Genomic DNA, 12,866 nt, shown 5'->3' with positions numbered 1-12,866 from the left:
TGCTTGGCTGATGAACGGTGAGTCCGAGGTCGCGGCGGCTCCCGCCGGCGCGGCCGGCGCCGCCGAAGGGGGTCCGGGCGCTTCCGCCGGGCCGGTACGGCCGGCGATCGGGTCCGTGCTGGTGGCCAACCGGGGGGAGATCGCCCGGCGCGTCTTCCGTAGCTGCCGCGATCTGGGGATCGCCACGGTGGCCGTCCACTCCGACGCGGACACCGGCGCGGCGCACGTGCGTGAGGCGGACGCGGCGGTGCGGCTGCCGGGCCGGGCGCCCGCGGACACGTATCTGCGGGCCGATCTGCTGGTCGCTGCGGCCCGGGCGGCCGGCGCGGACGCGGTGCATCCCGGGTACGGATTCCTCTCCGAGAACGCCGGGTTCGCGCGGGCGGTCCGCGACGCCGGACTGGTCTGGATCGGGCCGCCGGCCGAGGCGATCGGGGCGATGGGGTCCAAGACCCGGGCCAAGGAGTTGATGGCGGCGGCCGGGGTGCCGCTGTTCGCGGCGCTCGACCCTTCCGCGGTGACCGCCGCGGATCTGCCGGTGCTGGTGAAGGCCGCCGCGGGCGGTGGCGGCCGGGGGATGCGGGTGGTCCGCGAACTCGGCTCACTGGCAGACGAGTTGGCGGCGGCCGGGGCGGAGGCGGCGGCGGCCTTCGGGGACGGCGAGGTGTTCGTCGAGCCGTACGTGGTCAGCGCCCGGCACGTCGAGGTGCAGGTGCTCGCCGACGCGCACGGCACGGTGTGGACGCTGGGCGAGCGCGACTGCTCGGTCCAGCGGCGCCATCAGAAGGTGATCGAGGAGACCCCGGCGCCGGGGCTGTCCGCCGAGGTGCGGCGGGCCCTGCACGAGGCGGCGGTCCGGGCGACCCGCGCGATCGGCTACACCGGGGCCGGCACGGTGGAGTTCCTGGTCGCACCCGGCGCGGACGGGGCGGCGCGGCCCTACTTCCTGGAGATGAACACCCGGCTCCAGGTCGAGCATCCGGTGACCGAGTGCGTCACCGGGCTCGACCTGGTGGCCTGGCAGATCCGCGTCGCCGAGGGCGCCGCGCTGCCGCCCGTGGCACCCGGCCCGCGCGGCCACGCGATCGAGGCGCGGCTCTACGCGGAGGATCCCGGCCGCGACTGGCAGCCGCAGCCGGGCCCGCTCCATCTGCTCGAAGTCCCCGGTGTCGACGTGGAGTTCGCGGTGGTCCCGGGCCGGGAGGCGGGCCTGCGGCTGGACGCCGGGGTGACCGGCGGCGAGGAGATCGGGGTGCACTACGACCCCTTGCTGGCCAAGGTCATCGCCTGGGCCCCGACCCGCGCCGAGGCCGTCCGCCGGCTGACCCACGCGCTGACCCGCACCCGGCTGCACGGCCCGGCCACCAACCGCGACCTCCTGGTCGAGGTCCTGCGCCACCCCGATTTCCGCACCGGAACGCCGACCACGGCATTCCTCCAGCAGCACGCCGCCGAGTTGGGCATCGGCGGGGCCCCGGCCGGATCCACGGCGCCCGAGCCCGGACCGAAACCGTCCGTAACCGGGCCGGAGGGCGTGGACCGCCTGGGGCGGCAGGCGGCACTGGTGGCGGCGGTTGCGGACGCGGCGGCTCGTACGGCGGCGGCGGCCGTGAGCGGCGGGCCGGTCGCGGCGCGGCTCGGGGGGTGGCGGAACGTGGCCTCGCAGGCGCAGCTCAAGCGGTACCGCGCCGAACCCGGCGGCCGGGTCCATGAGGTCCGTTACCGCCACGGCCGGCTCGGCCCGGTCGCCGAGGACTTCCCGGATGTCACCGTGGTGTCCGCCACCCCCGCCCGGGTTGTGCTGGAAGTCGGCGGCGTGCGGCGGGCGTTCGACGTCGGCGTCTACGGCGACCGGGTGTACGTGGACTCCCCCGTCGGCTCCGCCGCGCTGACCGCCCTGCCGAGGTTCACCGCCCCGGGGGCCGATGCCGCGCCGGGCTCGCTGCGGGCGCCGATGCCCGGCACGGTGGTCCGGCTCGGCGGTGCGGCCGCGGGCGACCGGGTCACCGCCGGACAGCCGCTGCTGTGGCTCGAAGCGATGAAGATGGAGCACGTGATCACCGCGCCGGCCGCCGGCACCCTCTCCGAACTCACCGCCGAGATCGGCCGGCAGGTCGAACTCGGCGCCGTACTGGCCGTCGTCAAGGAGGACACGGGACCATGAGCACGGCTTCTGGCACCTTCGACAGCGCGTTGCTCGACACCGAGGAGCGGCGCGCGCTGCGGGCCGCCGTCGGCGAGTTGGGCCGGCGCTACGGCCGCGACTACTTCACCGCCACCGTCCGCGCGGGCAAACAGACCGACGAGCTCTGGCAGGAGGCGGGCCGGCTCGGCTACCTGGGGGTGAATCTGCCCGAGGAGTACGGCGGCGGGGGCGGCGGCCTCACCGAACTCTCCATCGTGCTGGAGGAGTTGGGCGCGGCCGGCTGCCCCCTGCTGATGCTCGTGGTGTCTCCCGCCATCTGCGGCACGGTGATCGCCAGGTTCGGCACCGAGGCGCAGAAGCAGCGCTGGCTGCCCGGACTGGCCGACGGCTCGCGGCGGATGGCCTTCGGCATCACCGAGCCCGACGCCGGTTCCAACGCGCACCGCATCACCACCACCGCGCGCCGCGATCCGGCCACCGGCGGATGGCTGCTCACCGGCCGCAAGGTCTTCATCTCGGGCGTGGACATCGCCGATGCCACGCTGATCGTCGGCCGGACCGAGGACGCCAGGACCGGCCGGCTCAAACCGTGCCTGTTCATCGTGGAACGGGACTCCCCCGGCTTCGACTTCCGGCAGATCGAGATGGAACTGTCCGCGCCGGAGCAGCAGTTCCAGCTCTTCCTCGACGATGTGGCGCTGCCGGCCGACGCGTTGGTGGGCGACGAGGACGCCGGGCTGCTCCAGCTCTTCGCCGGGCTCAACCCGGAACGCGTCATGACCGCCGCCTTCTCCATCGGCATGGGCCGCTACGCGCTGGCCAGGGCCGTCGAGTACGCCGGCACCCGCACCGTGTGGAGCGCCCCCATCGGCGCCCACCAGGCGATCGCGCACCCGCTGGCGCAGGCCCATATCGAGTTGGAACTTGCCCGGTTGATGATGCGGAAGGCCGCGTATCTCTACGACGCGGGCGACGACATGGGCGCCGGCGAGGCCGCCAACATGGCGAAGTACGCGGCGGCGGAGGCCGGGGCGAAGGCGGTCGACCAGGCCGTGCACACGCTCGGCGGCAACGGGCTGACCGCGGAGTACGGTCTGGGGTCGCTGCTCACCGCGTCCCGGGTGGGCCGGATCGCCCCCGTCAGCCGGGAGATGATCCTCAACTTCGTCTCGCACCACACCCTGGGCCTGCCCAAGTCGTACTGAACGGCCGCGCCATGATGGGAACCGCGGGACGGCGGCCGGCCGGACGACCCGGCGACCACCCGACCGGACAAGCCGTACACGCTGAACACCCTCAACAACACCGCACACGCCGTACCGACCGACAGGAGCCCGTACGTGACGACCGCGCCCCTGGTGCGCCTGGCACACGACCGCGGTGTCGCCGTCCTCACCCTCGATTCCCCGCACAACCGCAACGCGCTCTCCGCCCGGCTGATGGACCAGCTCAGCGACGGGCTGACGGCGGCCGCCGCCGAGCCCGGCACCCGGGCCGTGCTGCTCACCCACACCGGCGGCACCTTCTGCGCCGGGGCCGATCTGCGCGAGGCGGGCGCCGCGGCCGGGCCCGGCCGGCTGGTGGACCTGCTGCGGCTGATCGCCGGGACGCCCACCCCGGTGGTGGCGGCGGTGCACGGGCACGCCAGGGCCGGCGGACTGGGGCTGATCGCCGCCTGCGACATCGCCGTGGCGGGCCCGGCGGCCACCTTCGCCTTCACCGAGGCCAGGCTCGGCCTCGCGCCCGCGGTGATCTCGCTGCCGGTGCTGGCCCGCGCCGACCCGCGGGCCGTCGGCCGCTACTTCCTCACCGGCGAGACCTTCGGCCCCGCCGAGGCCATCGCGATGGGCCTGGTGACCGCGCCCGCCGAGGCGCTCGACACGATCCTGGACGGACTGCGGGCCGGCTCCCCGCAGGGCCTCGCCGAGTCCAAAGCGCTCACCGCCGAACGGCTGCGCGGTGCCCTCGACGAGCGGGGCGCCGCCGTGGTCGAGGTCAGCGCCCGGCTCTTCGCCTCCGCCGAGGCCGCCGAGGGCATGCGGGCGTTCCTGGAGAAGCGGAAGCCGTCATGGACACCATGACCGGCCGGGCGACGACCGAGCGGGCGCCGACCGACCGCGCGCCGAAGCAGGACCGCAGCCGCGCCACCCGGCTGCGGATCCTGGAGGCCGCCGTGGCCTGCCTGGCCGAGCGCGGCTGGTCGGGCAGCACGATCGCGGTGGTCTGCGCCAGGGCCGGGGTCTCCCGGGGCGCCGCCCAGCACCACTTCCCCACCCGTGAGGAGCTCTTCACCGCGGCCATCGCCCAGGTGGCCGAGCAGTGGCTGACCACCGTGCGGGACCGGGCCGGGGCGCTCCCCAGCGACGATCCGGACCGTACGTACGCGGTGGTGGACATGCTGGTGGCGGTCCACACCGGCCCGCTCTTCCGGGCCGCCCTGCACCTGTGGGTGACCGCTGCCGACGAGGAGGCGCTACGGCCCCGCGTGCAGGCGCTCGAGGCGCGGATCGGCCGGGAGACGCACCGGCTCGCGGTGGAGTTCCTGGGCGCGGACGAGTCGCTGCCGGGCGTCCGGGAGACCGTGCAGGCCACCTTGGACATGGCCCGCGGGCTCGGCCTGGCCAATCTGCTCACCGACGACACGACCCGCAGGACCCCGATCGTCCGCCGCTGGGCGCAGATCCTGGACGTGGTGCTGGGTGCCGAGCCGCCCGGCCGCTGACCGGCGGGCGGCTCGCCCCCGCTCGCGGTGGGATACGGGGTGGGGCCGCCGCAGGGGTGCGCCTGGCGCCCCCGGACGCGCCCGCCTCAGTGCAGGGACGCGTCCGCCGGGCCGGTGGCGAGCCGGGTGAAGCGGACCCGCAGGCCGCCCCGCTGCGGCGAACAGCAGAAGAGCCCGGCCCGGGCCTCGGCGGTCGGGTCGAGCCAGGCCAGCCGGATCATCCGCCACGGCTCGTCGCCCGACCTGGCCCGTACGGTCACCGCGTCTCCCGACCGGCTGACCCGGACCGTCACCTCGCGGCCCGCCCACGCCGGGACCGGGGCCAGTGACCAGTCGGAGGTGCCGTGGGTGACGACCGCGCCCAGTTGCGGCTCCCCGTCGGACACCTCGACGCCCGCCTTGATCCAGGTTCCGGCGTCGACCCGCACCAGCGCGCCGGCCTGGTCGTACAGCTCGGTGAAGTCGGCGACGAAGGTCACTTCGAGCGCGCTGCCGATGGGGAAGGGCACGAGCAGGGCGTGGCCGGTGTCGCGGACGAAGCCGTAGCTCGTGGTGCGCCAGAAGTCGCCGCCGTCGCGGGTGGTGACCACGAGGGCGGCGCCGTCCTCGGCGACGTCGGCGGGCGGATTGAGCCAGGTGCCGGCGGACCAGCCCAGGTCACGCTCGGTCGGTGAGGTCACGGATGTACCGCCATTCGGTGCCGCAGGGTTGATAGCCGAGCCATCGGTTGACGGCCAGCATGGGGCCGTTTCCATCATCGTTGCTGGTGTAGGCCGCCCGCAGCCCCCGCGCGCGGGCCAGCCGCAGCGAGTGGGTCTTCGCGGCCTTGGCCAGCCCCCGGCCCCGGAACGCGCGGCGGGTGCCGGTGCCGCCCGACCAGTACCGGGCCTCGCCGTCGGTCTGGACGATGACGAGGGCGGCCACCTGGCCGTCCACCACCGCGACCGTACTCAGCCCGGCGTCGAAGTCGGGCCGGTCCCAGGTGATGGCCCGCCAGTCCGGGAAGCTGATGGCGTCGGCGGCCACGTCGCCCGGTTCGTCCCTGAAGCTCTCCAGGTCCGTCTCGTACAGCGGCCGGGGGTCGTCGGCCCAGTCGGAGGCGGGCAGCAGCCGGACGCCGGCCGGCCGGGGCGCGGGCTGGTCGGGCAGCGGGCTGCCGGGACCGAGGTCGAGCCGCAGAAAGCTGGCGGGCCGGCCGCGCCGGTAGCCGTGGCGGGCGGCGAACGCGTGCGCGGCGGCTTCGTCGGCGGCCCAGGCGTAGGCGGTGGTGGCCCCCGCCTCGGCCAGGTGCGCCTCGGCGGCGGCGAGCAGCGCGGTGCCCGCGCCGCGGCCCCGGTCGGCGGGGCGCACGGCGGGGTTGACGAAGCCGAGGCCCGGATCGCCGGTGTCCGCGAAGAGGCCCACCCGGGCGCAGCCGACGGGCCGGCCGTCCTGCTCGGCGATCAGCACGGTGTAGCGCTGGCGGGCCGGTGAGGCGACCGCCTGGGCGTGCACGGCGGTGGCGGAGGTGACGAAGTGGGGTGAGGTCTCGCGCAGCACGGCGGCAACGCTGTCGGCGTCCGCGCGGGCGTATTTTCGTATGACCAAGGACACGGAGAGGCACCTTACGCCGGCGGCGGGCGTGGGGGCTTTTCGCTGCGCTGGGCTCCCGCTGTGCGGTGGCGCGGCTTCTGCTTCTGCTTCTTCTGCCGTGGCTGGGATGATCCGCGGGCCCGCGGCGGTGGCGATTTGGTCTGACGGTGCACACCCCGTAAGGTGATGTTCACCGACGCGGGGTGGAGCAGCTCGGTAGCTCGCTGGGCTCATAACCCAGAGGTCGCAGGTTCAAATCCTGTCCCCGCTACACAGAGAAGGGGCCCGGCGCTGTCGCGCCGGGCCCCTTCGGCTTTTTGGTCCGCGCCCTCGCCCACGCCGTGCCCGCACCGATATCGGGGCCCGATGCCCTCAGGCGGTGCCGTTTTGCCTGGGGGCGCGAGGAACTGCGCGCTCAGCAGGCCACCCGCCGCCAGCCGGCAAACAACCGCAACCGGCAAGCGGCCGACCCCGCAGGCCCCCGCACCCCGCAGGGGCCCTCACCTGCGGTGCCGCTCCTCCTCGTACCACCGTCGCCACTCCGGCCACGGCTTCCGTTCGGGTGGCCGCTCCTTGTCCGCGGGGGCCTTCTCCGCCGGGCGGTACGGCGGGACGTTCCGGCCGGGCTGATACCGCGCCCCCTGCCGCATCCGCCGGACCACCAGCGCGACGTCAGCCAGTGCGATCGCACTGATCGCCGCCAGCAGCCCGGCCCACCCGGGTTGGTCGGCAAAGGCAAACCCGACCGCGGCCCCCGCCGCCCAGACCACCCCGAATATGGCCAGCCCCAACCGCAACCGCAGCGGGCTGCGGGCCTGAATCGGTTCTGATCCGCTTCTGCGCATAGGCGCCATCTCCCTCCTTCCAGCATCCACCCGTTTCCCGCCCGACGGGACCTCCCGCCCACCCGATTCCGACCGGCCGGGCAGCCCCGGCCCGGGGGCGGCGCCGACGCGCGGCGGGCCGTCGCGGGCCGGGCGCCGGGCCGGCCACGGGCGGGGTCGGCGCAGCGACGCGCCGTGGAGGTTTGGCGGCGGGCGTGGCGCGCCAGGTAAGGGCATGACCAGTGAACGATCCGTACCGCACAGCCCCGCCGTCGTGCTCTCGGAGGAGATCGCGGACGCCCTCGCGCGGCGCGCCCCTGTCGTGGCCCTGGAGTCGACGATCATCGCGCACGGGCTGCCCCGGCCGCGCAATCTCCAGGTCGCCCGGGAACTGGAGGGGATCGTGCGGGACGCCGGCGCGGTGCCGGCCACCGTGGCGGTGCTCGACGGGGTGCCGAGGGTCGGCCTCGGCAAGGACCAGGTCGAGCGGATCGCCGAGGATCCGGCGCTGCGGAAGCTCGGGTTCCGCGATCTGGCCCCCGCGGTGGCCACCGGGGCCAGCGGGGCGACGACCGTCTCCGGCACCGCGTTCCTGGCGGCGCGGGCCGGTATCCGGGTGTTCGGTACCGGCGGGCTCGGCGGGGTCCACCGGGGCTGGGTGACGGTCCAGGACGAGTCCGCCGACCTGTCCCTGCTGGCCAGGACCTGGATCACCGTGGTCTGCGCGGGCGTGAAGTCGATCCTCGACGTACCCGCCACCCTCCAGCGGCTCGAAACGCTCGGCATCGGGGTCATCGGCTTCGGCACCGACCGCTTCCCCGGCTTCTACCTCACCGACTCCGGCGAGCCGGTGGACTGGTCGGTCGCCGATCCCGGCCAGGTGGCGGCGGTGATGGCCGCGCAGGACACGCTGGGCGGCCACCACTCCGCGCTGATCGTCGCCAATCCGGTCTCCCCCGAGCTGCAACTCGACCCCGAGCTGCACGACCGGGTCCTCGCGGAGGCGCTCGCCGCGGCCGACCGCGAGGGCGTCAGCGGCCAGGCGATCACCCCCTACCTGCTGGCGTACCTCACCGACCGCACCTCGGGCGCCTCGCTGGAGGCGAACCTCGCGGCGGTACGCGGGAATGTGGCGCTCGCGGCGGCCATCGCGGTCCGCTGGGCGGGGCGGTCCGGGGCGTGAGCGCGGATCCGGTCGCCGGGCGCGGCGACGCCGTCTCCCGGGCCCCGGCCGGCCGGGCGCCGAGCGACCCGGGTGCCGGGCCACCGCCGGCCGCGACGTCGGCGCGGCCACCCGCGCCGCTCGTCCGGCCACCCGCACCGCGCGGGCTGCTCGTCGTCGGGGATGTCGTCACCGACGTGGTGGCGCGGCACGCCGAGCCGCTGGCGGCGGATACCGACACGGCGGCGCGGATCGCCGTGCGGCCGGGCGGCGCGGGCGCCAACGTGGCCTGCTGGGCGGCCCGTTGCGGTGCGCGTGTCCGGCTGCTCGGCCGGGTCGGCGCGGACAGCGCCGACTGGCACCGGGCCGAACTGCGGGCGGCGGGCGTCGATCCGGTGCTGCGGATCGACCAGGACCTGCCCACCGCCGTGGTGATCGCGCTGGTCGACGCGGCGGCGGAACGCACCTTGGTGACCGACAGCGGCGCCGCCTTCCAACTGGGCCCGGCGGACTGGGCGGAGGAGCTGCTCGACGGCTCGGCACGCGTCCACCTGTCGGGCTATCTCTTCTTCTCGCCGCCCGGCCGGGAGTTGGCCGCCGTCGTGGCCAAGTCGGCCCGCGCCAGGGGCCTGCCGGTGAGCGTCGACCCGGCCTCCGCGGGTTTCCTGCGGCAGTTCGGCGTGCCCGGTTTCCTCGACGCGGTCAGCGGTACGGATCTGCTGCTGCCCAATGAGGCCGAAGCCGCCCTGCTCTCGGGGCAGGCGGAACCGGCAGAGGCGGCGCGGGAGTTGAGCGCACGCTGCGGCGGCGCCGAGGTCGTGGTGACACTGGGGGCGGGCGGCGCGCTCGCGGCGGTGGGCGGCCGGGTGGTGGCCCGGGCGCCGGCCGTGGCGGCTGGGGCGGTGGACAGCACGGGCGCGGGCGACGCCTTCACCGGCGGTCTGCTGGCCGCCCGGCTGGCCGGCGCCGATCTGCCGACGGCGCTGGCCACGGGGTGCCGTGCCGGAGCGGCCGCGGTGACGACGGTCGGTGGGCGGCCCCCGAAGGCCGGTTGACCGCCCTCAGAGGGCGTCCCAGGGCGCGGACTCGTACACCTCCCCTATCCGCTTGAGGAGTTCCGCTCCGGTGGGCACGCTCGTAGCATCGACGCTTTCGACCGGGACGACGCCACGGGAGTTGCCCACGAAGACGCCCTGGTAACCGGGGATGTCGGCGAGCCGTACCGGACGGCTGGTCTGCGCGATGCCCGCCTCGCCGAGCCGGCGCTCCAGCACTTGGAGCGTGACCCCGCGCAGCAGCGGCGCCTCGGGCCAGACCACGGTGTCGCCCTCGATGAACCCCACATTGGTGACGGCGCCCTCGGCGATCGTGCCGTCCGGGCCGGTCAGCAGGGCTTCGTGGTAGCCCTCGGCCTCGACCTGCCGGACGTGGTACCGCTGGGCGAAGCCGCCGAGGTGCTTGAGATGGGCGACCGGCCGCTGATAGGGCACCGACTTGAGCCGGTACGGGCCGCCGGCCGCGTGGGCGGGCGCCCCGACCTTGACCATGACGGCGACCGGGGCGCCCGGCGCGTCGTCCGACGGGAAGACGTAGACGCGCACGGAGGCGTCGGTACGGCCGGCCGACCCCAGGGCGTGCCGGACGAAGGCGCGGACCCGCTCGCCGTCCAGCTCGGCGCCGAAGAGCTCACGTGTCGCCGCGTCCAGCCGGGCGAGGTGGAAGCCGACCCCGCGCACCCGTCCGTCCCTGACCTGCATCGCGGTGAAGTGCCCGTAGCCGCCGAGGGCGGGGGCGAGGGTGGCCACCGTAGCGGCCTCACCGTCGATCTCGATCAGCGGCGAGGCGGGATCCCGCGTCATCGGCTCTCCTTCGATCTGCCCGGCACCGTCCCGGCCCGCCGCGAAGCGCGCCGCCTCATCCCGGCAACGCCGCCGTCAGGTCCAGCTCGACCAACTGCCCGGCGAATCCTAGGGCGTGTTTTAGAAGTCCCTCCCCCAGCTACCGCTGGGGGTGCCCCCACCGCCCTTGCGATCTGGGGGTACCCCCGGACGAAGTCTGGGGGAGCACCAGACGCCGTGAGCCCCGCCCTGCGGGCGGACGACGCTACTTCTAAAACACGCCCTAGCCGCGCCACCCCGAGCAGCGTGCTCGCCGTACTGAAGGCGGCACCGATCGGTGAGGCGTTGAACGCCTTCCAGACCGCGGAAAGCACCGCCCGCTCGTCACTGACCACGTAGATCACCGACCGCACCACGTCCCCCGGCCCGGCCCCCACCGCCGCCAGCGCGACCAGCGCGTTGGCGGCCACCTGTCCGGCCTGCCCGGCATAATCCCCGGCCCCGACCAGCTCCCCCGCGGCGTCCAGCGGACATTGCCCCGCCACATACGCCATCCGCCCGGCCTCGACCACGGTCACATGGTGATACCCCGGGGTCCGATGCAGCCCCGCCGGATTGACCTTCTCCACCCGCACACCTCCATGATCCCGTCCCGGGAGCGAGACCGGTTCGCCCGCCTCGTCCCCGGGCCCTGCCGAAGAGCCTGGGAAAAACGAAAAGACCCCAGAGGCTGGGGTCTTTGGTTGGGTGTCCGAGGGGGGACTTGAACCCCCACGCCCGATAAAGGGCACTAGCACCTCAAGCTAGCGCGTCTGCCATTCCGCCACCCGGACCGGGTGTGCCGTTCGCGACCGGGGAGGTCGCGGCGACGGGGTCCACGATACCAAGGAATGGGACCGCTTCTCACCTGCGATTGCCGGGCCCGCGGTGGGCGGGCTGCCCGGGTGGTCGAGGGGCGCGGGCGGCACGGGGCGGTGCCGGCGGGTGGCGCGGGAGGGCGCGGTCAGGCGGGGGTGTCGTCCGGGCGGGGACGGGCCGCGATCGCCCGGTGGTGGCGGACGACCTCCTCGATGATGAAGTTGAGGAACTTCTCGGCGAAGGCCGGGTCGAGGCGCGCCTCCAGCGCGAGACGGCGCAGGCGGTCGATCTGGTCGGCCTCGCGGGCCGGGTCGGCCGCCGGAAGGTCGTGCGCCGCCTTCAGCTCACCGACCTGCTGGGTGCACTTGAAGCGCTCGGCGAGCAGATGGACGAGAGCCGCGTCGAGGTTGTCGATGCTGCCGCGCAGGGCCCGCAGCTTCTCCACGGCCTGCTCGGCACCGGCCAGCGTGCTCTTGGCGGTCGGCTGATCGTTCATCTCACTCGGCCATCCTTCCGGATCCCGGCGGTGATCGGTACCGCCCTTCTGGGCCCTTGTCGGGCTTTCCTGATTCACCCTATGGCACCCTTCATGAGCAGCAACGACCGCATCAGCTACAGCTACGAACCGGGGCGATGAGGCTATGGGACGGGTCACCGAGCGGCGCCGTGTACTGCGGATCAGGGACGGAGCGGCCGGCCACCGGGCGGACACGCTGGTCGCCGAGGAGCCGCTGGAGATCAGGCTGAACGGGCGGCCGCTGGCGATCACCATGCGGACCCCGGGCGACGACTTCGCGCTGGCGATCGGCTTCCTGGTGAGCGAGGGCGTGGTCGCGGCGGCCGACGAGGTGGCCTCGGTGGTGTACTGCGCGGGGGCCACCGCCGACGGGGCGAACACGTACAACGTCGTCGATGTGGCGCTCGCGCCCGGGGTTCCGCTGCCGGACATCACGCTGGAGCGCAACGTCTACACGTCCTCCTCGTGCGGGCTGTGCGGCAAGGCCAGCCTGGACGCGGTACGCACCGCGACCCGGCTGCCGATCGCCGAGCCGGACGGCGCCTGGCTCACCCCGGAGTTGCTGGCGACGCTGCCGGAGCGGCTGCGGGCGGCGCAGGCCGTCTTCGAGCGGACCGGCGGGCTGCACGCCGCCGCGCTCTTCACCGCCGAGGGCGAACTGCTCGACGTCCGGGAGGACGTGGGGCGGCACAACGCGGTGGACAAGCTGGTGGGCAAGGCGCTGCGGGAGGGGCGGCTGCCGCTGGCCGACCGGATTCTGATGGTGTCGGGCCGGGCCTCCTTCGAGCTGGCCCAGAAGGCGGTGATGGCCGGCATCCCGGTGCTCGCGGCGGTGTCGGCGCCGTCCTCGCTCGCGGTGGACCTGGCGGCGGAGTCGGGGCTCACCCTGGTGGGGTTCCTGCGCGGCAGCTCGATGAACGTGTACGCGGGCGAGGCCCGTATCGCGCTGGGGGTCCGCGCGGCGGACTGACCGGCGCGAGGTCCGCGCGGTCCGCGATCACCGCGTCGGCCCGGGGTGGTGCGGGGCGATGGAGCGGCCGTGACAGGGCGGGGCAGATTTCGTGCAGATCCACGGCCGCCCGGCGCTCCCTGGGGCGGCGGGATCGCCGCGCCCTCCTTGTCAGGCAAGGGATGCGCACCTCACCAGCACAAACTTCCGAAAACTCGGGCTGTGCCGTACCTCTCCCGCCGGAGCCGGGGATCGGATACCTTACGGGCCCCCGAGCG

12 protein-coding genes, 2 tRNA genes and 1 pseudogene are annotated in these 12,866 nt (G+C 74.7%); 8 read left to right on the top strand and 7 right to left on the bottom strand.

Features of this window, described 5'->3' with window-relative positions:
* The first annotated feature begins 10 nt into the window (after window positions 1–10).
* From OG519_RS28150 to OG519_RS28135, 4 genes are all read left to right on the top strand, one after another.
* The gene (locus OG519_RS28150) at window positions 11–2,164 is read left to right on the top strand and encodes a biotin carboxylase N-terminal domain-containing protein (RefSeq protein WP_405589571.1); all 2,154 of its coding nucleotides are present in this window, start codon (window positions 11–13) and stop codon (window positions 2,162–2,164) included.
* Window positions 2,161–3,351, top strand: a complete 1,191-nt coding sequence (locus OG519_RS28145) for an acyl-CoA dehydrogenase family protein (protein ID WP_405589568.1) — start codon at window positions 2,161–2,163, stop codon at window positions 3,349–3,351. Before OG519_RS28150 ends, OG519_RS28145 begins: the two co-directional genes overlap by 4 nt.
* Before the next feature lie 135 nt (window positions 3,352–3,486).
* Entirely contained in the window at window positions 3,487–4,227 is a 741-nt protein-coding gene (locus OG519_RS28140) for an enoyl-CoA hydratase family protein (protein WP_405589565.1), read from the top strand.
* Window positions 4,224–4,868 (top strand): TetR/AcrR family transcriptional regulator, encoded by a 645-nt coding sequence (locus OG519_RS28135; RefSeq protein ID WP_405593071.1) that lies wholly within the window; start codon window positions 4,224–4,226, stop codon window positions 4,866–4,868. Before OG519_RS28140 ends, OG519_RS28135 begins: the two co-directional genes overlap by 4 nt.
* An 86-nt stretch (window positions 4,869–4,954) precedes the next feature.
* On the opposite strand, the gene OG519_RS28130 is transcribed toward OG519_RS28135, so the two are convergent.
* Window positions 4,955–5,548 carry a DUF1349 domain-containing protein gene (locus tag OG519_RS28130; RefSeq protein ID WP_405589562.1) on the bottom strand — a complete coding sequence of 198 codons (594 nt, stop codon included), beginning with the start codon at window positions 5,546–5,548 and terminating at the stop codon, window positions 4,955–4,957.
* Window positions 5,526–6,461 carry a GNAT family N-acetyltransferase gene (locus tag OG519_RS28125; RefSeq protein WP_405589559.1) on the bottom strand — a complete coding sequence of 312 codons (936 nt, stop codon included), beginning with the start codon at window positions 6,459–6,461 and terminating at the stop codon, window positions 5,526–5,528. The genes OG519_RS28130 and OG519_RS28125 overlap by 23 nt, the downstream gene beginning before the upstream one ends.
* A gap of 176 nt (window positions 6,462–6,637) precedes the next feature.
* Here OG519_RS28125 and OG519_RS28120 point away from each other — a divergent pair.
* Window positions 6,638–6,711 (top strand) — tRNA-Met (locus OG519_RS28120).
* Between the two features lie 229 nt (window positions 6,712–6,940).
* Here the strand turns inward: OG519_RS28120 and OG519_RS28115 are convergent.
* The gene (locus OG519_RS28115) at window positions 6,941–7,285 is read right to left on the bottom strand and encodes a DUF6343 family protein (protein ID WP_405589556.1); all 345 of its coding nucleotides are present in this window, start codon (window positions 7,283–7,285) and stop codon (window positions 6,941–6,943) included.
* Between the two features lie 214 nt (window positions 7,286–7,499).
* Here OG519_RS28115 and OG519_RS28110 point away from each other — a divergent pair, with 214 nt between their 5' ends.
* A complete protein-coding gene (locus OG519_RS28110) occupies window positions 7,500–8,447 on the top strand; it encodes a pseudouridine-5'-phosphate glycosidase (RefSeq protein ID WP_405589553.1) in 948 nt (315 codons plus the stop codon).
* A gap of 146 nt (window positions 8,448–8,593) precedes the next feature.
* Window positions 8,594–9,481, top strand: a complete 888-nt coding sequence (locus OG519_RS28105) for a carbohydrate kinase family protein (protein WP_405593069.1) — start codon at window positions 8,594–8,596, stop codon at window positions 9,479–9,481.
* A gap of 6 nt (window positions 9,482–9,487) precedes the next feature.
* Here the strand turns inward: OG519_RS28105 and OG519_RS28100 are convergent, their stop codons facing one another.
* The 4 genes and pseudogenes from OG519_RS28100 to OG519_RS28085 form a co-directional block, all read right to left on the bottom strand.
* Window positions 9,488–10,285 (bottom strand): aminotransferase class IV, encoded by a 798-nt coding sequence (locus OG519_RS28100; RefSeq protein ID WP_405589551.1) that lies wholly within the window; start codon window positions 10,283–10,285, stop codon window positions 9,488–9,490.
* Between the two features lie 260 nt (window positions 10,286–10,545).
* A pseudogene (locus tag OG519_RS28095) lies at window positions 10,546–10,869 on the bottom strand (RidA family protein); the annotation flags it as partial.
* 143 nt (window positions 10,870–11,012) lie between these two features.
* Window positions 11,013–11,097: transfer RNA gene (locus OG519_RS28090), tRNA-Leu, on the bottom strand.
* Window positions 11,098–11,267: 170 nt separating this feature from the next.
* Window positions 11,268–11,618, bottom strand: coding sequence for a chorismate mutase (locus OG519_RS28085; RefSeq protein ID WP_405589548.1), 351 nt, complete (start codon window positions 11,616–11,618; stop codon window positions 11,268–11,270).
* A gap of 145 nt (window positions 11,619–11,763) precedes the next feature.
* Between OG519_RS28085 and fdhD the strand changes: the two genes are divergently transcribed.
* Entirely contained in the window at window positions 11,764–12,609 is an 846-nt protein-coding gene (gene fdhD / locus OG519_RS28080) for a formate dehydrogenase accessory sulfurtransferase FdhD (protein WP_405589545.1), read from the top strand.
* The last annotated feature ends 257 nt before the right edge of the window (window positions 12,610–12,866 follow it).

This window comes from Streptomyces sp. NBC_01190, from assembly GCF_045039895.1.
GTDB lineage: Bacteria > Actinomycetota > Actinomycetes > Streptomycetales > Streptomycetaceae > Actinacidiphila.
This window is presented reverse-complemented; position numbering and strand designations above follow the sequence as displayed.